20 protein-coding genes are annotated in these 21,090 nt (G+C 66.5%); 9 read left to right on the top strand and 11 right to left on the bottom strand.

Going from position 1 to position 21,090, the window contains the following annotated elements:
• Complete coding sequence (locus A5760_RS21170; RefSeq protein WP_064884395.1) at window positions 1–1,368, bottom strand: LLM class flavin-dependent oxidoreductase; 1,368 nt, start codon at window positions 1,366–1,368, stop codon at window positions 1–3.
• Complete coding sequence (locus A5760_RS21165) at window positions 1,365–2,681, bottom strand: MFS transporter (protein ID WP_064884662.1); 1,317 nt, start codon at window positions 2,679–2,681, stop codon at window positions 1,365–1,367. The genes A5760_RS21170 and A5760_RS21165 overlap by 4 nt, the downstream gene beginning before the upstream one ends.
• A 145-nt stretch (window positions 2,682–2,826) precedes the next feature.
• Here A5760_RS21165 and A5760_RS21160 point away from each other — a divergent pair, with 145 nt between their 5' ends.
• On the top strand, window positions 2,827–4,173 hold the full coding sequence (locus A5760_RS21160) for a flavin monoamine oxidase family protein (protein WP_064884393.1): 1,347 nt from the start codon (window positions 2,827–2,829) through the stop codon (window positions 4,171–4,173).
• Here A5760_RS21160 and A5760_RS21155 read toward each other — a convergent pair.
• A complete protein-coding gene (locus tag A5760_RS21155; RefSeq protein ID WP_064884660.1) occupies window positions 4,168–5,133 on the bottom strand; it encodes an alpha/beta fold hydrolase in 966 nt (321 codons plus the stop codon). The two genes, A5760_RS21160 and A5760_RS21155, sit on opposite strands and share 6 nt — an antisense overlap.
• A gap of 120 nt (window positions 5,134–5,253) precedes the next feature.
• Here A5760_RS21155 and A5760_RS21150 point away from each other — a divergent pair, with 120 nt between their 5' ends.
• Window positions 5,254–6,642 (top strand): flavin monoamine oxidase family protein, encoded by a 1,389-nt coding sequence (locus A5760_RS21150; protein WP_064884391.1) that lies wholly within the window; start codon window positions 5,254–5,256, stop codon window positions 6,640–6,642.
• An 11-nt stretch (window positions 6,643–6,653) separates the two neighbouring features.
• On the opposite strand, the gene A5760_RS21145 is transcribed toward A5760_RS21150, so the two are convergent.
• The 5 genes from A5760_RS21145 to A5760_RS21125 all read right to left on the bottom strand — a co-directional run bounded on the left by A5760_RS21145 (window position 6,654) and on the right by A5760_RS21125 (window position 12,799).
• Complete coding sequence (locus tag A5760_RS21145; RefSeq protein WP_064884389.1) at window positions 6,654–7,748, bottom strand: helix-turn-helix transcriptional regulator; 1,095 nt, start codon at window positions 7,746–7,748, stop codon at window positions 6,654–6,656.
• Window positions 7,749–7,782: 34 nt separating this feature from the next.
• Window positions 7,783–8,949 carry a glycosyltransferase gene (locus tag A5760_RS21140; RefSeq protein WP_064884387.1) on the bottom strand — a complete coding sequence of 389 codons (1,167 nt, stop codon included), beginning with the start codon at window positions 8,947–8,949 and terminating at the stop codon, window positions 7,783–7,785.
• Window positions 8,950–9,134: 185 nt separating this feature from the next.
• The gene (locus tag A5760_RS21135) at window positions 9,135–10,976 is read right to left on the bottom strand and encodes a CheR family methyltransferase (protein ID WP_064884385.1); all 1,842 of its coding nucleotides are present in this window, start codon (window positions 10,974–10,976) and stop codon (window positions 9,135–9,137) included.
• Between the two features lie 55 nt (window positions 10,977–11,031).
• Entirely contained in the window at window positions 11,032–11,787 is a 756-nt protein-coding gene (locus A5760_RS21130) for an STAS domain-containing protein (protein ID WP_064884383.1), read from the bottom strand.
• Window positions 11,780–12,799: a chemotaxis protein CheB gene (locus A5760_RS21125; RefSeq protein ID WP_064884381.1), complete on the bottom strand. Its 1,020-nt coding sequence runs from the start codon at window positions 12,797–12,799 to the stop codon at window positions 11,780–11,782. Before A5760_RS21125 ends, A5760_RS21130 begins: the two co-directional genes overlap by 8 nt.
• A gap of 115 nt (window positions 12,800–12,914) precedes the next feature.
• Between A5760_RS21125 and A5760_RS21120 the strand changes: the two genes are divergently transcribed.
• The gene (locus A5760_RS21120) at window positions 12,915–15,017 is read left to right on the top strand and encodes a catalase (protein ID WP_064884379.1); all 2,103 of its coding nucleotides are present in this window, start codon (window positions 12,915–12,917) and stop codon (window positions 15,015–15,017) included.
• A 70-nt stretch (window positions 15,018–15,087) separates the two neighbouring features.
• A complete protein-coding gene (locus A5760_RS21115; protein ID WP_064884658.1) occupies window positions 15,088–15,345 on the top strand; it encodes a DUF7218 family protein in 258 nt (85 codons plus the stop codon).
• Here the strand turns inward: A5760_RS21115 and A5760_RS21110 are convergent.
• A complete protein-coding gene (locus tag A5760_RS21110; protein WP_064884377.1) occupies window positions 15,342–15,917 on the bottom strand; it encodes a hypothetical protein in 576 nt (191 codons plus the stop codon). The two genes, A5760_RS21115 and A5760_RS21110, sit on opposite strands and share 4 nt — an antisense overlap.
• Before the next feature lie 91 nt (window positions 15,918–16,008).
• On the opposite strand from A5760_RS21110, the gene A5760_RS21105 reads away from it, so the two are divergent.
• The 4 genes from A5760_RS21105 to A5760_RS21090 all read left to right on the top strand — a co-directional run bounded on the left by A5760_RS21105 (window position 16,009) and on the right by A5760_RS21090 (window position 19,286).
• Entirely contained in the window at window positions 16,009–16,680 is a 672-nt protein-coding gene (locus A5760_RS21105; protein ID WP_064884375.1) for a glycosyltransferase, read from the top strand.
• Window positions 16,677–17,630: an acyl-CoA dehydrogenase family protein gene (locus A5760_RS21100; protein WP_064884373.1), complete on the top strand. Its 954-nt coding sequence runs from the start codon at window positions 16,677–16,679 to the stop codon at window positions 17,628–17,630. Before A5760_RS21105 ends, A5760_RS21100 begins: the two co-directional genes overlap by 4 nt.
• Window positions 17,627–18,400: a PIG-L deacetylase family protein gene (locus A5760_RS21095; protein WP_064884371.1), complete on the top strand. Its 774-nt coding sequence runs from the start codon at window positions 17,627–17,629 to the stop codon at window positions 18,398–18,400. Before A5760_RS21100 ends, A5760_RS21095 begins: the two co-directional genes overlap by 4 nt.
• 121 nt (window positions 18,401–18,521) lie before the next feature.
• Entirely contained in the window at window positions 18,522–19,286 is a 765-nt protein-coding gene (locus tag A5760_RS21090) for an endonuclease/exonuclease/phosphatase family protein (protein ID WP_064884369.1), read from the top strand.
• 4 nt (window positions 19,287–19,290) lie between these two features.
• Here A5760_RS21090 and A5760_RS21085 read toward each other — a convergent pair whose 3' ends face one another.
• Window positions 19,291–19,575 (bottom strand): DUF3349 domain-containing protein, encoded by a 285-nt coding sequence (locus A5760_RS21085; protein ID WP_064884367.1) that lies wholly within the window; start codon window positions 19,573–19,575, stop codon window positions 19,291–19,293.
• A 169-nt stretch (window positions 19,576–19,744) separates the two neighbouring features.
• A complete protein-coding gene (locus A5760_RS21080; protein ID WP_007772944.1) occupies window positions 19,745–19,981 on the bottom strand; it encodes a CsbD family protein in 237 nt (78 codons plus the stop codon).
• Window positions 19,982–20,222: 241 nt separating this feature from the next.
• Between A5760_RS21080 and A5760_RS21075 the strand changes: the two genes are divergently transcribed.
• Entirely contained in the window at window positions 20,223–21,026 is an 804-nt protein-coding gene (locus tag A5760_RS21075) for an SDR family oxidoreductase (protein ID WP_064884365.1), read from the top strand.
• Window positions 21,027–21,090 lie beyond the last annotated feature (64 nt).

The following is a 21,090-nucleotide window of genomic DNA, read 5'->3' as shown; positions in this document are numbered from 1 at the left end:
TCAGCGGCGGTACTTCGCGCCCGGGTGGTCGGCCGGCAGTAGCGGCCCGGCGGCGCCCAGCCGTTGGCGCAGGGTGGCGCGCGCCGACTCCACGGGCACACGTCCCCGCCGACGCAGCTCGGGGACAACGAATTTCGCGAAATCGACGAAGGTGCCCGGGGTCGTCACGTAGGCCAGATTGAATCCGTCGACGTCGGCCTCGTCGACCCACCGCTCGAGTTCGTCGGCCACCTCGGTCGGTGAACCAACCAGCACCGGGCCGCGGCCGCCGATGCCGATCTCGTCGGCCAGCTCCCGCACGGTCCAGGCCCGCTCCGGCGCGGCGGTGGTGAACGACGCCAGCGCCGAGCGGTTGGCGTCGGTCTCGACATATGTCAACGGTGCCTCGGGGTCGAGCTCGGCCAGGTCGACGCCGGTCCAGCCGCCGAACAAGGCGAGCGCGCCCGCGGGGCTGACGAACCGCCGGTAGTCCCGCAGCTTGGCGACGGCCTCGTCGTGCGTCTCGCCGACCACCGGAGTCACCATGGTGAACACCTTGATGGAACGGGGGTCCCGGCCCAGCTCGGCGGCGGCCGCGCGCAGCGCCCGCACCGGGCCGGACACGATCTGCGGCGTCGGCCCCGAGACGAAGACCGCCTCGGCGTGCGCCGCCGCGAACCGGACGCCGCGCGGTGAGGCCCCGGCCTGGAACAGCACCGGAGTGCGTTGCGGCGACGGCTCGCACAGGAAAGGGCCGGGCACCGAGAAATAGCGGCCCTTGTGCTCGATGTCGTGCACCTTGGCCGGGTCGGTGAACACGCCCCGCTCCGCGTCGCGCACCACGGCGTCGGCCTCCCACGAGCCCTCCCACAGCTTGTAGCAGACCTCGAGGTACTCGTCGGCGATCTCGTAACGCTGGTCGTGCGGGATCTGGGCGTCCAGCCCCAAATTCCTTGCGGCACTGTCCAAATAGGAGGTGACGATGTTCCACGCCACCCGGCCGCCGGTCAGGTGGTCCAGTGTCGAGAGCCTGCGCGCCAGCGCATACGGCTGCTCGTAGGTCAACGACAAAGTGATCCCGAAGCCGAGGCTCTCGGTCACCGCCGCCATCGCCGAGACCGCGGCCGTCGGGTCGTTGACCGGGAACTGGGCGGCGTCGACGACCGCCGCGTCGCGCGACGCCCCGTACACGTCGTAGACCCCGAGCACGTCGGCGAGGAACAGCGCGTCGAACCCGCCGGCCTCCAGGATGCGGGCCAACTCGGTCCAGTAGCCCAGTTCCCGGTAGCGATAGCCCTGGTCGTCGGGGTGGCGCCACAGCCCCGCCGACTGATGCCCGACGCAGGCCATGTCGAAGGCGTTGAGAAAGATCCTTCGCGGTGCACTCATCCCAGGTAATCCTCACGCGTTTCGCCCGCCGCGTACGCCGCGGCGGCCGTGATCGCCGCCAGCACCGCGAAGTAGCCCACGATCAACCACGGCCGGCCGCCGCCGACCACCAACAACGACGCGGCGATCAAGGGCGCAAATCCGCCGGAGAGCACCGCGCCGATCTGATAGCCCAACGAGGCGCCGCTGTAACGCACCCGGGTGTCGAAGAGTTCGGCGAACCAGGCCGCCTGCGGCCCGTACATGGCGTCGTGAACGACGTTGATGCCGAACACGATTGACAGCACCACCCACAGCGCCGACCCGCTGCCGGCGGCCACGAAGAACAACACCAGGGCAACCACTCCGGCCACCGCGCCGAACAGATACGGTGGCCGCCGTCCCACCCGATCGGACAGCAGCGCCCAGCCCGGTGTACTCAGGAACCCCAGGGCCGACGAGACCAGCACCGCGATCAAACCGACGGAGCTGCCCTTGCCGAACGAATCCTGCAGATAGGTAAGCGAATACGTCGTCAGCAACACGAAAAGCCCGATTTGCGACAGTCGCAAACCCGTGGTGATGGCAACGTTACGCGAATCGGTGCGCAGCACTTCGACTATCGGCAGCCGGGCCAGCTCATCACGCGCCTTGACCCGGTCGAAGATCTCGGCGTCGGTCAGCCTGAGCCGGACGAACAGGCCTATCCCGACCAGAAACACGCTGAGCAGGAACGGGATTCGCCATCCGTATGCCAGGAACGCGGTGGGCCCGGTGACCTTGCGGGCGAAAAAGAACACCGAGGTCGCCAGCAGCATGCCGGCCGGGGAACCCAGCTGCGTGAAGCTGCCGAACAATCCGCGACGATCGGGCGGTGCATGCTCCACCGAGAGCACCGCGGCGCCACCCCATTCGGCGCCCACGGCGAGCCCCTGCAGCACACGCAGCGACGCCAGCAGGGCCGGCGCCAGCAGCCCTGCCTCGGCATAGCTCGGCAGCACTCCGATCGCGGTGGTGACCAAACCCATTACCACCAACGCGCCCACCAGAACCGCTTTGCGGCCCAACCGGTCGCCGAAGTGCCCGGACAGCACCGCGCCCAGGGGCCGGGCTCCGAATCCGGCGGCATAGGTGGCGAACGAGGCCAATGTCCCCGCGGTCGGTGAGATGTTCGGGAAGAAAAGCGGTTTGAAGACCAGCGCCGACGCGGTCGCGTACAGGTAGAAGTCATACCACTCGATGGTGGTCCCGATCATGCTGCCCAGAGCCACGGTTCGCAGGTCGGGCTTGGTGCCGGCGACCGGCGCCGCGCGGGTCGGACTGGTGGCAGGAATTGCGGGAAGCACGTGGTCGCAGCGTAATCAACATGGGCAGGTCGGCATATGTTTGCCATCGCTGTGATGCGAAAAGCCCAGTGATTCGGCAGTTAGCTTGCAGAAACTGCCGTGAAAACCGCAGAAATGCGGTTCACTAGACCGCGTGTCAAAACCCCCGCGGATTGTCGACGTTGTCGTGGTCGGTGCGGGCTTTGCCGGACTCGCCGCGGCGCGCGAGCTGTATCAACAAGGCCATGACGTGGCGGTTTTCGAGGGTCGCGACCGGGTCGGTGGACGGTCGCTGACCGGCAGCGTCGCCGGATTGCCGGCCGATCTGGGCGGCACTTTCGTCGGGCCGACCCAGGACGCCGTCTTGGCGATGGCCGCCGAACTCGACGTCCCGACCACCCCGACGCACCACGACGGCAAGAACCTCATCCATTGGCGCGGGTGGACGCACGCGTACCACGGCACCATCCCCAAGCTTTCGCTGACGGGACTGCTGGACATCGGCAGGCTGCGGTGGCAGTTCGACAGGATCGCGCGCAGCATCCCGCTGGCGGCGCCGTGGGACGCCCGCCGGGCGCGCGAGCTCGACGGCCTGTCGCTCGGCGGCTGGTTGCGCTCGGTGCGGGCAACCGCTTCCTCGCACGCCTTGCTGGCAATCGTGGCGCGGGTGACCTGGGGATGTGAACCCGACGACGTGTCGATGCTGCACGCTGCCCGCTACGCGCACGCCGCCGGCGGCCTGGACCGGCTGCTCGACGTCCAGGACGGCGCCCAACAGGACCGCTTCCCCGGCGGCACCCAACAGATCGCCGAGGCCGCGGCCGCCGAACTGGGCACCCGGGTGGTGCTGAACGCCCCGGTGCGCCGAATCGAGCGCCACGGCGCGGGCGTCACCGTCACAACCGATGTCGGCGAGACCGAGGCCGGGTTCGTCATCGTCGCCATCCCGCCGGCCCATCGCGCCTCGATCGAGTTCACTCCCCCGCTGCCCGCCGAGTACGAGCAACTCGCCCGGCATTGGCCGCAGGGCCGGCTCAGCAAGGCGTACGCGGCCTATTCCACGCCGTTCTGGCGGACCAACGGTTTTTCCGGGCAGGCGCTGTCCGACGAGGGCCCGGTTTTCATCACCTTCGACGTCAGTCCGCACCCGGACGGTCCCGGCGTCCTGATGGGTTTTGTCGACGCCCGCGCGTTCGACTCGCTGCCCAGCGATCAGCGTCGTCGCGACGCCTTGCGTTGTTTCGCAACGCTTTTCGGCGATGACGCGCTCAAACCCCTGGACTATGTCGATCATCGTTGGGGGGTTGAGGAGTTCGCGCCTGGGGGTCCCACCGCCGCGGTGCCGCCCGGGTCGTGGACCCGGTTCGGGCCGTGGTTGCGCGAACCGGTCGGGCCGATTCACTGGGCCGGCACCGAAACCGCCGACGAGTGGACCGGGTTCCTCGACGGGGCGATCCGCTCCGGGCAGCGCGCGGCCGCCGAGATCACCGCCCTGCTATGAGCTGATTCGCCGGGTGGCGGCGTTGTGTACCGCTATCTCGGCGAGTGCGCGCAACTGGCGATTCACCTCGCGAGGATGTTCCAGCATCGAGCAGTGACCGCCGGGCAGCTCGACCAGCTCGATCAGGTTGGGTGCGGTGCGTGCGATCCTGCGCGACTGGCTGATGGGGGTCAGCCGGTCGCGTTCGCTGCCGATGACCAACGTCGGCACGGTCAGGCCGTCCAGGTTGAGATAGCGCGACCCCAGCGACGTCACCAGCGCCCTCGCGCAGCCGGCCCGCCCCGCCGGTGATGTCTGCTCGAAGAGCTCGTAGACGAGCCTGGCGATGCTCGGATCGGCGTCTCGACCGGTGGCCAGCATCGCCACCATGTAGCGGCTCGGGATGCGGGCGGCACCCGGGAGCGGGACGCCACCGAACGCGTTGATCAGGGCGCGCCCGGCGAGAACTCGGGCGGGGGACAACCCGTACGGCACCGGCAGCAGTTGCACCTGCCGGATCAGATCTCCGGTGGTGGTGTTGATCAGCGCGACGGCGTCGGCGCGCCGGGCAACCTTGTGGCGGTAGCGCTGCGACCACGCGGCGATGGTGATGCCGCCCATCGAGTGACCGGCGATCACGGCCCGCTCGTGCGGCGCCAGGGTCGCATCGAGCACCGAATCCAGGTCGCAGGCAAGGTGTTTGAGGCTGTAGTCGTTGGGGGGCGGCACGCTGCTTCGGCCGTGGCCGCGATGATCGAACGCGATCACCCGGTATTCGCCGGACAAGTCGGCGATCTGATATGCCCACGCCCGGATCGCGCAGGTGATCCCGTGCGTCAAGACGATCGGATAACCGTCAGGCGGCCCGAACACCTCGGCGTGCAGCCGGGTGCCGTCGGCCGCCCGGACCGACACCTTCTCGCTCGGCGGCAGTTGGTCGGGGAACGGGTCAACTGGGCGGACCGATCGTCGAGCACTCATCACCGCTCCCCCCATCGAGCGCGGCCCCATTGCCGCAGCTAAGGATGAGACGATTTTATCCCGGTTTTCGGCTCGCTTTTGGGAAATCGGGCAAACGATTCTTATGAGACGCTTAGACCCGTGTCTGGGTTGTCGCGTCGGGCATTCTTCGCGGCCGCGACCGGCGTGGCCGGCGGTGGGCTGACGGCCGCCTGCGCGCCGAACCCACCGACGCGCGCGGGCGGGCACCCGTCCGATCTACCCCCACCGCCGGACACCACGTCGATCCTGGTCATCGGCGCCGGTATGGCGGGTCTATCGGCCGCCCGCAGCATTGCCGACGCCGGACGGCCGGTGCGCGTCATCGAAGCCCGCGGCCGCATCGGCGGCAGGGTATGTACCGACCGCGACTGGGGCACGCCCCTGGAGCTGGGTGCCTCGTGGATTCACGGCACGACGGACAACCCGCTGACCGAGCTGGCCCGGCGGGCACGGGCGCAGCTGGTCAGCACCGACTACTACGGGTGGGCCAAGCTCGCGGTGGATCCCGCCGTGGCGCCGCTGGATTACCACAGCGCAACCTGGCGATCGTTTGTCGAACGGGCGCGCGGTCAGGCCGGTGCGGGGAGCCTGGGCGCCGCGGTGCAGGCCGCCGCCGACAGCGCACGGCTGTCCGCGGGCGACCGCACGCAGCTGGCGTTCTACCTCACCACCGAGATCGAGGACGAATACGCCGCCGACGCGAACCAGCTCTCGGCCGGCAGCTTTGACAAGGGTGACTACGCCGGCGGCGACCAGGACGTCATCACAAACGGCTATGACGCCCTACCGAAATCGCTCGCCGACGGACTCACCATCGAGCTGAACTCGCCGGTCACCGCGATCGTGCAGCGCGACGGCGCCGTCATCGTGCGGACCAAGTACAGATCGTTCCACGGGGCCGCTGCAATCGTGACGGTTCCCCTCGGCGTGCTGAAATCCGGTGCTATCGCCTTCGATCCGCCGCTGCCCGATGGCCATGCCCGGGCCGTGCAGGCGCTGGGCTTCGGGGCGTTGTCCAAGAGCTTCTTTCGCTTCGATCAACGAACATGGAAGGCAGACAACGCTTTCTATCAATATATCGGGCGCGAAGGCGGGCTGTGGTCGCAATGGTTCACCTTGCCGAGCATCGCCGGTCCCATCGCCGTGGCCTTCCACGGCGGCGGGCGCGGACGATTCGTGGAATCCTGTGCGCCAAAGGATCTGCTGGCCGGCGCGCTACCGGTGGCCCGCCGGCTGTTCGGCGGCAACGTGGCTCTGACGGATGTACGAACGTCGAACTGGACCCGCGACCCGTACGCGCTCGGTGCGTATTCGTTTCACCCGCCCGGGTCCGGTCTGGACGACCGGCGCCGACTCCAGCAACCGATCGGCGACCGGCTTTATCTAGCGGGCGAGGCTGTGGGCGTTGACAATCCATCCACCGTGACGGGTGCGCTGGTCAGCGGCCGCGACGCGGCGAGCCAACTGCTGCACAAACTGAATGGGTGACCCGACTTGGATCAGGATGGCGACGCCTGCTGCCTCAGCGTGGTGTGCGGGCTCTGGCCGTAGGTCTGCCGGTAGAGCACCGCGAACCGGCCGGTATGCGCGAACCCCCACCGCTGGGCGATCTCGGTGACGGTGGATGCGGCGGCGGTTGCCGCCACCAGCTCTTGATGGGCATGGCCGAGCCGGACACGACGCATGTACTCCGTCGGCGTCGTGTCGAGCCGCCGGCGGAACAGGTACTGGACTGCCCGAGGGGTCAGATGCACCGCGTCGGCCACATCGTTGATGCCGATGTCCTCGGAGATGTGGCGGTGGATGAAAGACACTGCCTCCCTGAGGGAGTCGGGCACCACGAGATCGCTGGCCGGATCCTGTTCGGTGAGGTTGGACGGGTAACACTCGAGCAGCGCACCGGCCAGCAGGTTCGCCATTCCCGCGGCGATCAGCGGCTGGTGGGCGGTGTCGGCGGAGGCCAATGCGCCAACCACATAATCGAGCGCTCGGTGCCACGCCCGCACGGCCGCACGGGAACGTGGCCGCCAGTTCACAAACTGGATCTGTTGAGCCAACGACGTGTGCCAGTCAGCGGCGACCCTGTGCAACACGTCCGCCTCCACGGTAACCACGTCGAAACGCGCACCGTTGCAGTGCAATACGCAAGACATTCCGTGTGCAACGAGAATCGGGAAGTCCGCCGTCGCCACGGGACCGCCCGCGACACTCAACGACCCGGCGCGTGGCTGGATCACCACAATGGCGTCGGCCGCCGGAATCTCGAGCGTCACACGTCCCTGGATCATCACCTCGTCGACGGTCATCGCGCCCGCGTCACTGCGCCGGTGTGACACCACGGCGTGATTGCCGAGCCCGGCGAGACGCCAGCCCGGCTGATACGCGCCGGCGAAGAATCGACGTGCCGCATGCGCATCGGCGGTACGAAACTGCGTGTATTGCACGGCGACCGGGTGAAATCCATGCTCGGCATCCGCTGCGAGCACAGGACGGGACGGGCCGAAGTCGGACCGAGTCCCCTGGGGTGTTTCTCCGTCGGGATCGATGACCAGCCCGGGGACCTTGCCGTCGATCCCGCTCGTCGCGGTGGTCATGGCCGGCCCTCGGAGAAGACTACGAGCGCCCGCATCACCGCGCCGTACCTATCGGTGCCCGGTCCGGCGACCCGATGCTGCCGTAGATATTCAGCGCATCGAGCGCTATTCGCTCCCAAGCGAAGCGTGACACGGCGCGACTGCGGCCCGCCGCGCCCATGCTCTCGCATTGAAAGCTCTGGGAGAGAAGCCTTCTCAACGCCGCGGCCAAGTCGACCGGATTCTCCGGCGACAGCATGAGCCCGGTGATGTCGTCGAGCACGACGTCGGCCAGCACGCCGACGGTGGCCACGACCACGGCCACCCCGGTGGCCATGGCTTGTAACACGGTGGTGGCGCGGGGTGGCTCGCGGGGAGTGCACACCACGACGTCGGCGGACCGGATCAGTTTCGGCAGTTCGTCATCGGTGACCGTACCGGCAAAGCTGAGGCGGTCGGCCACACCCAGGTCGTCCGCGAGACGACGCAACCGGGCCCGCGCGTCATGGTGATCAGCGTTCGTTGCCTCATTCTCGGCAATCACCAGCTCCGCACCACGCACCTTGGGCAGAGCGCGGATTGTGATATCGATACCGTTGCGCCACAGAGGATTTGGTGCGACACACAGGACGCGATGCAGGCCGTTGCGCGGGAATGCCGGACCGGCCGGCGTGTAGCGCTCGGCGTCCACTCCGCACGTCAAGGCGGACACCGCCGTCCGGCTGCGACGCAGCCGGGCCAGCTCGTCGACATCGACGCTGCTCTCGCCCGTCACCCAATTCGCGCTGCGCGCCAACAGCGGTTCGATGCGCTCGCGTTCGCTGTTGCATTCAGCGTCGGCTTGGCCACGGGACGTGGCGGCCAGACCCAGAAACGTCTGCACGACCGGGATACGCCGACGGCGGGCGGCCAACTGAGCTGCCAGGCCGCCCAGCCAGCCATAGGCGTGCACGACGTCGGGTTGCTCTCTTGACCAGGCCCGCTCGAGTTTGGCGGCCCAGTCCCCTATATAAGGCAGCGCATCGACCGGCGATGTCGCCTTGCGCGGCCCGGCGGCAACGACGGCGCGGCGGTAGTTGCTTTCGGCGGCGGCCTGTCCGGGACGTCGAGCGGCCCGTCGCAGGTACACCGTGGCGTCATGGCCCTGAGCCGCGAGCGCGGCACACAGCTGTTCGGGGTCCTCCCCGATGACGTCATCGCCACCGACAATTGCAACCCTCAACCGCAATCTCCTCCGCGCGCATACTTTGCCAATATAACGAGAAATACCACCGGCAAGCATCGGCGAAACGAACCAGATCGCCGTTTCGCTTCGCGGCTCAAAGTGCGCCTGCTGGACCATGCCAGCCTGCGAAACCCGGACACCCGGCACCCGCCGAGGCAGGGATGTGGTGCCGGCCTCGGCAGCTAGTCCAGAACGTCTATCAGCAGCAGGGCCCCGCCGACCGTTCCCTCGTTCGAGCGAAACGGCGTGCACGTGACCCGCACCCGCGCCGCGCGGCCGCGCCGGTTGACCGCATCCACCACCGCTTCACCGGAACTGTCCGGGTCGACGAATGCATTGCCGATCAATGGCCGCACGCCGTCGAGCGGCAGGCCGATGTCGAGTGCCGTCAGCCTGGATCCGATCGTCTCCTCGGCGCGTAGCCCCCAGAGATCCTCGCAAGCGCGGTTCCACAAAATGACGTTCATTTCGCGGTCCACCACCACCATGCCGCTCCCGACCGAGTCGACCAGGGAACCCAGGAAGTTCTTTGCGTAGTCCAGTTCCAGACTGCGTTCACTCAGCATGTCATTGATGGTCTGCAGTTCGTCGTTGGTGCACTGCAGTTCCTCGTTCATCGTCTCGAGTTCTTCGTTGGTGGACTGCAGTTCCTCGTTGGTGGTCTCGAGTTCCTCAACGGTGGACTGCAGTTCCTCGTTAGTGGTTTCGAGTTCTTCGTTGGTGGACTGCAGCTCTTCGTAGGCCGCCTCGAGCTGGTGGTTGGTTTGCACGACTTTGTCCAGCAGGGCGCGCGTCGCTGTGACGTCGAAGAACACGATCGACACGCCGAGCAGGCCATTCTCGGCGTCGACGAGCGGATTGATGTGGATCTCGAACCACACCGTCTCGGTACCCGGCCGCTGCCATTTCACATCCTGAATCCGCGCCGAACGCCGCTCCACCTTGGCTTGTTCCAGGTAGGCACGCAACTCAACCGGACGGTAGGAAACCTCGAGATCGCGCAGCAGCCGGCCGATGTCGCGCGCCGAGAGCCCGAAGATGGTCTCCGCCTGCTGGTTGATCATCGCGATGGTGTCCTCGCCGGTCACCACGATCTGAGCCACCGGGCTGGCACGAAACGCCATATCGCGGACCGTCGTCAGGCCCGGCAGATCTTCGTGGCGTTCGTAGAACCCCCCACCCGGTTCGTAGCGATCCGCGCCGCCGTGGGCCCCCACCGCCTTGCGGAAGATTCGGTGTTTGAGGTTCAGCGGCGTGAACCGGTCGCCATGACTAAGGAGCATTTCGGCGTGTCCGAGGAACAGCGTGCCTTGGGGCGCAAGCGCAAAATGTAGACGCCCCAAGACTTTTCGCTGCGTTTCAGCATTGAGGTACATCAGCGTGTTGCGACACACCAGCAAATCGACACGCGATATCGGCGCATCCCTGACCAGGTCGTTGGGGCCGAAGATCACCGCGCGGCGCAGGTCTTTGTGAAAGACGTAGCGAGTGTTGATCAGCTGGAAGTAGCGCCCCAACAGATCTGGCGGTACGGATTCGACCGCCCTGGCGTCGTAGGACGCGCTGCGCGCCTCGGCGAGCGCATCTTCGTCGACGTCCGTGGCGTAAATCTTGACCCGATGCCGGAATTCCTCGAGTCCCAGCGCCTCGGCCAACAACATGGCCAGGGTGTAGGCCTCCTGGCCGGACGCGCAGCCGGCGCTCCACACCCGAATCGGGTCGTTGGGCCCACGTTCGGCCAGCAATCGCGGGATGACCTCGGCGGCGACGTAGTCCCAGGCCTCCGGGTCGCGGAAGAAAGACGTGACGTTGATCAGGATGGTGTTGAACAGCGCCGTGAGTTCATCCGAGCTGGCCTGTAGCAGGTCAAGGTACTCGTCGAAGGTGGCGTAACCCGCCTGGTCCATCCGATGACGGACGCGACGCATCAGCGAGGTGCGCTTGTAGCCGGTGAAGTCGAAGCCGCGCGAATCCCGCATGTAGCGCAACAAAGCCTCGAAAGCCTCGTCAGTAGTGGATTCCAATGCCGAGTCCCGTCCGATAAGGGTTCATCGAAGGACTTGTACATTACTCGCGGCGCTAGAGCTGGTTTTCCCGACCGACCAATGCCCACACGGTTTTGCCCGACGACGTCGGGGTGGCACCCCACACCCGGCACAGTGCGGAGACGATAGCCAGTCCCGAGACGATATCGGCGCCTCGATCGGCATCTTCGTGTCGGGCCGGTAGATGCGAACTGTTGTCCTCGACCGCAACGGTGACGGTGCCTTGATAGCTCTCGACGATCAATACCGGCGCACTTTCGGTGTGGTCGAGAACGTTTTCAACGAAAACGGTCGCCACCGTGGCCGCGGCCGCGATCATGTCACGGATCTCCCAGCTGGTGAGCCAATCGGTGACCAGGCCACGAGCAAGATCGATGCTGCCGCCGGATCGCGAAAGTTCGGTGCGCGCCCGCCGCCGGATCTTCAGCGACCGGCTGTGCACCGCGTCCAGCGCGAGCTTTCGCGCGGAATGTACCGGCACATATCGGGTCACCCCGGCCCGGGCGATCGACCGCCGCACTTGGGGTTGCGCACACACCAGCAGGACCGGGACGTCCGGCCACACGCTGACGTGCCAACGAGCACTGGTGAACACCGTCCAGGCCGAGGGAGACGGTGCATGAAGCCGGTTGATGTCGACGATCACCGCGCGGGCGTCGTCGATCGCGGCCTTGATCACGGCGTCGCGGACGGTTCGATAGGTAGAGCTGTCCAGCACGCCCTCCAGCGTCAGGATCGGCACATCCTGACTGGGCTCCAACTCGACCCGGATGGGCCCGCGGTCATTCACCCGGCTTCACCGCTTGCTGGGCAGTGCCGGATAGCCGGTCGCTGAGCACGTGCAGCGCCCGCTCGGTTTCCTCGGCGATTGCCGTGTAGCGCCGGAAGAGTGGACCGGCTCCGGCCTTGCCGGCCATGTCGCGGGCCAGCCTGGTTTTTTCCTGCAGGCTGCGCACCGCGATCCACAGGGCCCCCTCGAGCTCGTTGTCTCGCGCGCTGAGCAGGGCCTCGGATGTCCAGGCGTGGCCGACCTGGCAGCGGAAATTGCCCTCGCTGATAAAAACCAGCGAACCGTTGCAATCGGGGCAGGTGTAGCCCGACGGGTCACCCAGTCTTTCGGTGTCAAAGTTGGTCGCGAACCGCGACATCATCGCGATGCGGTTCTCCAGCTCCATCGCGGTATCTCGCTCCATGTCGAAGTCCTCTATCTCTCGGTACGACAGCTCCTTGAGGACCGCTCCCATGTCGGTTGCCGTGGCCTGCCGATCCACCACACCCGCTTGCAGGGCGTTGATCGGCATCGCCGGAAACAATGCGTCTTCGGGTAACTGGGCGATGGTGGTGCCGCCCCGCGAGCGGATGGCGGCCATTCCCAGCACGCCGTCATCGAGCACGCCGGAGAGCAACACGCCGACCGCGCGGGGACCGAATGCAACAGCCGCCGAACGGAATAACGCGTTGATCGCAGGCCGGTGCCCGTTCTCGGTGGGCCCCTGTGACAGCAACACGTGATGGTCCGCGACCAGCAGATGACGATCCGGAATACCGACATAGATGTGCCCGGGCTGAAGGGGCGCGCCGTCCTCGGCGGCGACCGCGGGCAGCGGACCGCTGCGGTCGATGATGCGCGCCAGGACGCTGGGCGCGCCGGCGGGCACGTGCAGCACCATCAAGCAGGCGAACGGCATATCCGGCGATAAACCGGCGGCAACATTCGACAGCGCCTCGACGCCACCTGCCGAGGCACCGATCGCTACCACGCCCCGGAGGCCGCCGTCTTCGTCAGCCGTCTGAACCACCACTTTCGACTACCCCTATAGATGGTAGGCAATCCGGAGGCCACTGAATAGTTGGGCGCTAGTGCCGTTTGCACCGATTGGCCGGTGGTACTCCCCTTTCGTTGAAAGGAGGCGAGCCATGGCCAACGAGCAGAATCCCAAACAACGCGATCTGGAGCCGGCCCGGTTCCGTCGCGACACCGGATACCTGACCACCCAGCAGGGCGTCCGTGTCGAGGCCACCGACGATTCGCTGACCGTCGGCGAGCGGGGCCCGACGCTCCTGGAAGACTTTCACGCACGGGAGAAGATCACCCACTTCGACCACGAACGCATCCCGGAGCGCGTGGTGCACGCGCGCGGAGCCGGTGCCTACGGATATTTCGAGCCGTATGACGATTGGCTGGCGAGCTACACCGCGGCGAAATTCCTGACCAGCCCGGGCGTCCAGACCCCGGTGTTCGTCCGGTTCTCCACCGTGGCCGGATCGCGCGGATCGGCCGACACGGTCCGCGATGTGCGCGGCTTTGCCACCAAGTTCTACACCGAACAAGGCAATTACGACTTGGTGGGCAACAACTTCCCGGTGTTCTTCATCCAGGACGGCATCAAGTTCCCCGACTTCGTGCACGCGGTAAAACCGGAGCCGCACAACGAGATTCCGCAGGCGCAGTCGGCTCACGACACGCTGTGGGACTTCGTGTCGCTGCAGCCCGAGACCCTGCACACCATCATGTGGCTGATGTCCGACCGGGCGTTGCCACGCAGCTACCGCATGATGCAGGGCTTCGGCGTGCACACCTTTCGATTGGTAAACAGAGACGGCGATGGAACTTTCGTAAAGTTCCACTGGAAGCCACGGCTCGGTGTTCATTCGCTGATCTGGGACGAGTGCCAGAAGATCGCGGGCAAAGACCCCGACTACAACCGCCGCGATCTGTGGGAGGCCATCGAGTCGGGCCAATATCCGGAGTGGGAACTCGGCGTGCAGCTTGTCGCCGAGGCGGACGAGTTCAAGTTCGATTTCGATCTGCTCGACGCGACGAAGATCATTCCCGAGGAACAGGTTCCGGTCCGTCCCGTCGGCAAGATGGTGTTAAACCGCAACCCGGACAACTTCTTCGCCGAAACCGAACAGGTGGCGTTCCACACGGCGAACGTGGTTCCCGGCATCGATTTCACAAACGATCCGCTGCTGCAGTTCCGCAACTTCTCCTATCTGGACACCCAACTGATCCGCTTGGGAGGTCCCAACTTTGCTCAATTGCCGATCAACCGACCGGTGGCCGAGGTTCGGACCAATCAGCACGACGGCTTCGGACAGCACACGATACCGCAGGGCCGCTCAAGCTATTTCAAGAACAGCATCGGCGGCGGCTGTCCGGCACTGGCCGACGAGAATGTGTTCCGCCACTACACGGAGCAGCTGGATGGGCAGGCAATGCGCAAGCGTGCCAAGTCATTTGAGAATCACTACAGTCAGGCGCGAATGTTCTGGCAGAGCATGTCGCCGGTCGAAGCCGAACACATCGTCGCTGCGTTCGCCTTCGAGCTCGGCAAGGTCGAAGTGCCCGAGATCCGTTCGGCCGTAGTGGAACAACTCGCGCGGGTGGACGGCGGGCTGGCCGCCCAGGTGGCGGCCAAGCTGGGGCTGCCCGAACCACCCGAGCAGCCGGTGGACGACGGGGTCGCCGCGTCGCCCGCGCTGTCCCAGATCGGTGTCAGTGACACCATCGTCTCGCGCAAGATCGCGGTCCTGGCCGCCGACGGTGTCGACGTGGTGGGAACGCAGCGCTTCATCGAGCAGATGGGTGAGCGCGGTGCGATGGTCGAGGTGTTGGCACCGGTCGCGGGCGGCACGTTGGCGGGCGGGTCGGGTGGCGAGCTACCCGTGGACCGATCGTTCACGACGATGGCCTCGGTGCTGTACGACGCGGTCGTGGTCGCGTGCGGACCCCGGTCCGTGTCGACCCTGTCCAAGGACGGCTACGCCGTGCACTTCGTTACCGAGGCCTACAAGCACCTGAAGCCGATCGGTGCCTACGGGGCGGGCGTTGACCTGCTGCGCACGGCCGGCATCACCAACCGCCTGGCCGAGGACACCGACGTGCTCAACGATCAGTCCGTCATCACCACTACGGCCGCGGCCGACGAGTTGCCGGAGCGCTTCGTCGAGGAATTCGCCGCCGCTCTCGCCCGCCACCGTTGCTGGGAGCGGCGCACAGACCCGGTTCCCGCCTAGGTCGTGGGTTTTCTATGCGCCCGAGGCGGGCATTCGGAAATTTAGCGCCATTGAGACAGGAGGAATGAACATGCCGCGTTCGTCGATCAAGAACGAAAAGCTGTATCAGGATCTACGCAAGAAGGGCGACTCCAAGGAAAAGGCCGCGCGGATTTCGAACGCATCCGCCGGCCAGGGTAAGTCGAAGGTCTCCCGCAGGGGCGGCAAATCCGGGTCTTACCAGGACTGGACGGTGCCGGAACTCAAGAAGCGCGCCAAAGAGCTTGGCATGTCGGGCTATTCGAGCCTGACCAAAGACAAGCTGGTGGCCAAACTACGTAACCACTAGCCGCTGAGGCCGAGTCGGTCAGCCAGCACCAGGAACGCGACTGCGTAATCGTTGTCGGCGGTCAGCGCCCTGAGGGTCTCCCAGTCGAGTTGTTCGCGCACCGCGCGCACCGCGGGCAGCAACTTGGCGAAGTCGCAGTGGTGCTCGTTCAACGCCCGCAACTGTTGCATGAGCACCATGGTCGGCGGCAGCACCGGCATGCCGATGGCCAGCACGTCCTGCTGCTCCGCGCGGTCCAGCGTGCCCGCATCGACCGGTACCCCGTTGAGCCGGTGCAGTACGTCGACGAGCGTGTCGGCGGTGCGGGCCTTGAAGAGCCAATCCTCCGGCGGGCGCTCGATGACGAACCCGGCGTTCCCCAGCGTCGCGACGGCCGCCTCCACATCGGACTCCGCCACCACCAGGTCCACGTCGTGGCTGGGTTCCGGTGCCCCGTAAGCCCATAACGCGTAACTGCCGGCTAAGGCGAAGCGCGGCCCGTTTTCCTTGAGCGCCGACGCCGCCCCACGCAGCGCGTCCCGCAACCGCGTGTCGCACCCGGGTGCGTCGGGGTGGGCGTCGGTGGTTGCCATGGTGCATAGGACATACCCGGCCTGCGGTGGAAGCAACCTGCAACGGTGGCAAAGCTGTTTAACTTGTGGGTAGTTGGGAAATCTTGGGGTTATGTCAACCGCCGTGCCATGCGCCTATGACGCTGCCGCCGTAGTGATCCCCGCCCACAACGAGCGGGCAAAGCTGCCGGCCTGCCTGAGCGCGGTGCTGACCGCCGCGCTGTGTGCGCCGATTGCGGTCACGATCGTGGTGGTGCTGGACGGCTGCGACGACGGCAGTGAGGAGCTGGCCGGCGAGTATGGACCCGACGTTCACTTCATCAGCGTGGACGTGCACAACGTCGGGACCGCCCGCGCAGTCGGCTTCGGTTACGCCCGATCGCTATTGCGGGACGGCGCCAGAAGCTGGTTTGCCACCACCGACGCCGACAGCCGGGTGGATCCGGGCTGGCTGCTTGAACAGCTGCGGTCCAGCGCGGACATGGTCGTCGGCGTCACGCGGTGCTACGAAGCGGGCGCCCGCGCCCGGCAAAGCCGGCAAGAGGTAATCGACGGCGAGATGGGATTCAGCGCGAGCGCATATTGGCACGTTGGCGGCTTTCGCACCTTGGCAACTGGCGAAAAGGCCGACCTGGTCGAGCGGTTCCAAGCCGCCGGCTACCACATACATCCAGACACCGACTTGTCGGTGATCACATCGAAGCGAATCCAGGCCCGGGCCCCTTACGGATTCGCCGACTACCTCACGCAATTGGGGAGAACGGCGGCGGGTGATTGCGCGTGACAGCAGGTTTGGTTGAGCACTGGCTGGATTCCGGACGACTCGAGTTGCCCTTCCCGGCATCGGGGCGCACGATGGAACGCTGGCAGCGTTTGGCGCGGCTGGCCGAGGAGAACATCGTGGCGGCCCGGATCGCCGAAGCCCATGTCGATGCGGTCGCGATACTCAACGAACTGGGTGGTAAGCCGCCAGAACCGGGTGAGCTGTGGGGTGTATGGGCGGCCGAAGCACCCGACGCCACGTTGACGGCGACCGATAACGATGGCGCGTTCACGCTGAACGGCACCAAAGTGTGGTGTGCGGGTGCGGGGTTCTGCACCCACGCGCTGGTAACGGCGCGGCTTGACGACGGAACACGCGGCCTGTTCGCGGTCTCCGCGACCGATCCAACCGTCAAGGCATTGCCCAGTACATGGTGGAACGCCGGGATGGCGGGCAGTGATACCAGGCCGGTCCAGTTCACCAATGCTCAAGCCGTGGCGGTGGGCGACCCCGACGCCTATCTGAATCGGCCCGGGTTCTGGCACGGCGCAATCGGTGTGGCCGCCTGTTGGTTGGGTGGCGCGCGGAGGGTCGCCGACCCGTTATACCGGTGCGCCGCAAGCCGGTCGGCCGACGCATACTCCCTGGCGCATCTTGGCGCAGTGGACGCCGCGCTCGCCGCCAGTGACGCGATCCTGGCCGCGGCCGCGAGTCAGATCGATGATGATCCGTTCGACCGGGCGGGCACCGCGCAGCTTCTTGCCCGTCGAGTCCGCACCGTGGTGGAACACGCCGTCGACGAAGCCATCACCCGCACCGGGCGCGCGTTGGGCCCCGGGCCGCTGTGCCAGGATGGCCGGCACGCGCAGCGGGTCGCCGACCTGAGCATCTACATCCGGCAGAGCCACGCCGAGCGGGATCTGGCCGAACTCGGACGGCTGGCGGGTCAGCAGGGGATGCGCGCACCATGAAAACGGTGCCGGCGGGCAACTGCACGCGGTTTGCGGCCAAGCCGCTAACCCACGGCGGCACGCCAGCGCCGCTGTGGCTGGCCAGTTTCGAGGAGCGCCCGCTGCCTGCACTGGATCTGAAGGCGTGCGAGCAGTTGATCGTGCTGGCCGCACACCCCGATGACGAAACCCTCGGCGTGGGTGCGATGATCACCCAGTTGGCGGCCGCCGGAGTTCCCGTTCGAGTGGTCTGCGTCAGCGATGGTGGAGCCGCCAGGCCCGGTACGTCGGCATCCGAGCGGCTTCGCATGGAGACCATACGTCGTTACGAATTGCGCAGAGCAACAAACCTTTTGAACATCCCTCCGCCAGTGCCGCTGGGCTTGCCCGACGGCGAGCTGACCAGGCATGAGGACAGGCTCACCGAGATGCTGACCGCGATTCTCGACGACACCGGCCCAACAACCTGGTGTGCCGCGACGTGGCGGGGCGACGGTCATCCCGATCACGAAGCCGTGGGGCGCGCGGCCTCGGCCGCCTGCGCCCTTACCGGGTCGACGTTGTTGGAATATCCGGTGTGGATGTGGCACTGGGCATTTCCGGGCGATGACGCCGTCCCGTGGGAACGGGCCTACGCGGTGCCCACTTCCCGATGGGCAATGGAGCGCAAACGCCGTGCCGCGCAATGCTATCGAAGCCAGTTCGAGCGCGGTGGCGCCGGAACCGCACCCAATTTGCCGGGCTTCGTGCTACCACGGCTGCTTGCGGTGGGCGAAGTCGTATTTCGGTGATTGCACCGAGACCGGCCGAGCCCGCTGGGAGGCCTACCCGCTCGGCTTGCGTAGCCCACTGAGCCTGTGGCGGGAACACCCCGGTGACTGCACGAGGGGGAAAGTGGGTAGGCGACAACCTATGCGTGTCGCGACGTTCAACATCTTGCATGGGCGCACCGTCGGTGACGGTGTCGTCGTGCAGCGGCTGCGTGACTGCGTGCAACGCCTTGACCCGGACGTGCTCAGCTTGCAAGAGGTCGACTGTGATCAGCCCCGCTCCGAGCGCGCGGACCTGACCGCCGCGGCGGCCGAAGCCATGGGCGCGGTGGAACACCGGTTCGTGGCGGCCATTTCGGGCACGCCCGGGGCAACGTGGATGGCCGCGACCGGCCGCGAGCAACCCGGCACCGCCGCGTATGGAATCGCGCTGCTGTCCCGATATCCGGTGGACAGTTGGCAGGTGGTGCGGTTACCCCGCATCCCGATGCGCTTTCCGATGTACCTGCCTGGACCCAACCGGGTCATGGTCGTCGACGAGGAGCCGCGGGCGGCGGTCATCGCGCAATTGCGTACGCCGTTGGGCGCGCTCACGGTGGCCAATACGCATTTGTCGTTCGTCCCGGGCTGGAACCGGCGCCAGCTGCGTCGCCTGATTCACGACCTGCGCGGCTTCCCGGGACCGCGGCTGTTGACCGGGGACCTGAACATGACCCCGAAGACCGTGCGCCACTGGTCGGGGATGCGGGCGCTGGCGGCCGCGCAGACGTTTCCCGCGGACCTGCCCAACCGCCAGCTCGACCACATCCTGACCGACGATCACCGGCTGCGCGGCGGCCCCGTGGAATCCGATCTCATGACCATTTCCGACCACCGTCCGCTGCTGGTGGAGCTGCAGCGGGTCTGAGGGTTCAGCCGTCGTGGCGGGCCGCTTGCACCGCGACCAGAACACGTTCGATGTCGTCGGCGGAAGGCATCTCGTCGGTGATGCCGATGATCTCCACGCCGACGTCGGCGTTGTCGATGGCGTGCCGGCGCGGCGCGAGGAGCCGTTTGGCGATGGCGATGATTTCGTCCTCGGAAACTCGCCGCGGCAACAGCGCCAGCAGCGGTGCATAGCCCACCTCGGGTGCATGGCTGGGGTAGCCGGCTCGCAGAAAAGCGACCACGCTGAATACCCGATCTCGCAGGCCCATCTTCCACCTCGCTCATCCGCCGCGCGCCCCATGCCGAAAGGCGACCCAAGCCGTGGATTACCCGGTAGAGCGGCTTGAAACCATCGATCGGCGATCAACGCCGTCGGAAAACCCTACGCGCGAAAGGGGCCCGGCCCATACAACCGGACCGGGCCCCTTTGCGGGTGGCCTACTGGTTCTTCTTCTGGCGCTCTTCGGCCGCGTCAGCACCTGCCCGCGCCGACTCGGCTTCGGCTTCCTTCTTGCCCGCATCGCGTTGGGCGTCGGCTTTGTCCTGCTGGGCCTGGCCCTCTCGGCTCAGGTCGTCGCGGCCGAGCACGGCCCCGCCGACCTCTTTGGCCTTTCCCTTCACGCCTTCGACGGCGCCCTTGACCGCTTCTTCCGGCCCGCTCTTGTCATCCCCCATGGGTTCGACCTCCCTCTCGGTGGTTACTGAGCTTGCGCTCGATGGCACCTAGGGCGTTCCCACCGGGCGGCCCGTCAAACGCCCCGGGTCCGCGTTACGCCTGGACACCGGGGGTGGACGTGCGCGCGATCACGTCCGCGGCGGTTGCCGTCCGAGCTCACGTATCAACCAGGCGATCAATCAGTTTGAACGAGGCTTTACTGGGTAAAACTAGGCGGCGGCATGGAAGGGGGGAGAGCAATTGACCACCATCGCCGTCATTGGGGCGACCGGAACGGCCGGATCTCGCGTCGTGGCCAGGCTGAAATCGCGCGACGTCACGGTGGTAGAGATCTCGCGTGAGCACGGCGTCGACCTGTTCAACGGGCGGGACCTTTGGCAAGCGCTCAAGGGCGTCGACGTCGTCATCGATGTATCCAATCCGGTGCCGCCCGATGGGCGGTCCGACATCACCCAGACGCTCGCCACCGCTTCGCGCAACATCATGGGCGCGTGCGCCCGGCAAGAAGTGCAGCGCCTGGTGGTGTTGACGATGGCGGGCATCGAAGACCCGGTATTCGACGGCTTCCCCTATTACGAGGCCAAGCGGGAGGCCAAGGAAATCCTGCTCGACGGTCCGGTACCGGCGACGATCGTCAAGTCGACGCAGTGGTACGAATTCGCGACCAACCACGATGCGGTGACCTGCAATGTCAACGAGGTGATCGTCGAGGACTGGCTGATTCAGCCCATTGCCGCCGACACCGTCGCCGACGTGTTGGTCGAGTCAGCCCTGGGACAGACGCACTCGCCACGCACCATTACCGGCCCGGATGCCATCCGGCTACCGGACCTGACATCCAAACTGCTTGCCCAGCAAGGTGATAGCCGAGAAGTGCGAACCGTAGAACCCGCGGTCGCCGCGCTGGGCGCGGGAGCACTGCTGGCTTCGGGTCAGGCGATAGTCGTCGGCCCCGATGTCGACACGTGGTTGCAGACCCTGGCCCCGCCCAGCACCGACGGCCATCACGCCGCGGACGGGCAGGCTGGACCCGGCGAAGGCTAGGTGATGGGTTCTCACAGCAGTAACGCGCAGCTGACGACGATCATGCCGAGGGCGGCGAGCGCGG

The sequence above is a fragment of the Mycobacterium colombiense genome, assembly GCF_001665835.1.
GTDB lineage: Bacteria > Actinomycetota > Actinomycetes > Mycobacteriales > Mycobacteriaceae > Mycobacterium > Mycobacterium colombiense_A.
This window is presented reverse-complemented; position numbering and strand designations above follow the sequence as displayed.

Bases quoted from the DNA above. Each gene is read 5' to 3' on its own strand.
- A5760_RS21115 (WP_064884658.1), top strand. From the start codon at position 15,088: ATGCCGCGTTCGTCGATCAAGAACGAAAAGCTGTATCAGGATCTACGC.
- A5760_RS21095 (WP_064884371.1), top strand. From the start codon at position 17,627: ATGAAAACGGTGCCGGCGGGCAACTGCACGCGGTTTGCGGCCAAGCCG.
- A5760_RS21105 (WP_064884375.1), top strand. From the start codon at position 16,009: ATGTCAACCGCCGTGCCATGCGCCTATGACGCTGCCGCCGTAGTGATC.
- A5760_RS21155 (WP_064884660.1), bottom strand. From the start codon at position 5,133: ATGAGTGCTCGACGATCGGTCCGCCCAGTTGACCCGTTCCCCGACCAA.
- A5760_RS21090 (WP_064884369.1), top strand. From the start codon at position 18,522: ATGCGTGTCGCGACGTTCAACATCTTGCATGGGCGCACCGTCGGTGAC.
- A5760_RS21145 (WP_064884389.1), bottom strand. From the start codon at position 7,748: ATGACCACCGCGACGAGCGGGATCGACGGCAAGGTCCCCGGGCTGGTC.
- A5760_RS21080 (WP_007772944.1), bottom strand. From the start codon at position 19,981: ATGGGGGATGACAAGAGCGGGCCGGAAGAAGCGGTCAAGGGCGCCGTC.
- A5760_RS21085 (WP_064884367.1), bottom strand. From the start codon at position 19,575: ATGGGCCTGCGAGATCGGGTATTCAGCGTGGTCGCTTTTCTGCGAGCC.
- A5760_RS21170 (WP_064884395.1), bottom strand. From the start codon at position 1,368: ATGAGTGCACCGCGAAGGATCTTTCTCAACGCCTTCGACATGGCCTGC.
- A5760_RS21120 (WP_064884379.1), top strand. From the start codon at position 12,915: ATGGCCAACGAGCAGAATCCCAAACAACGCGATCTGGAGCCGGCCCGG.
- A5760_RS21110 (WP_064884377.1), bottom strand. From the start codon at position 15,917: ATGGCAACCACCGACGCCCACCCCGACGCACCCGGGTGCGACACGCGG.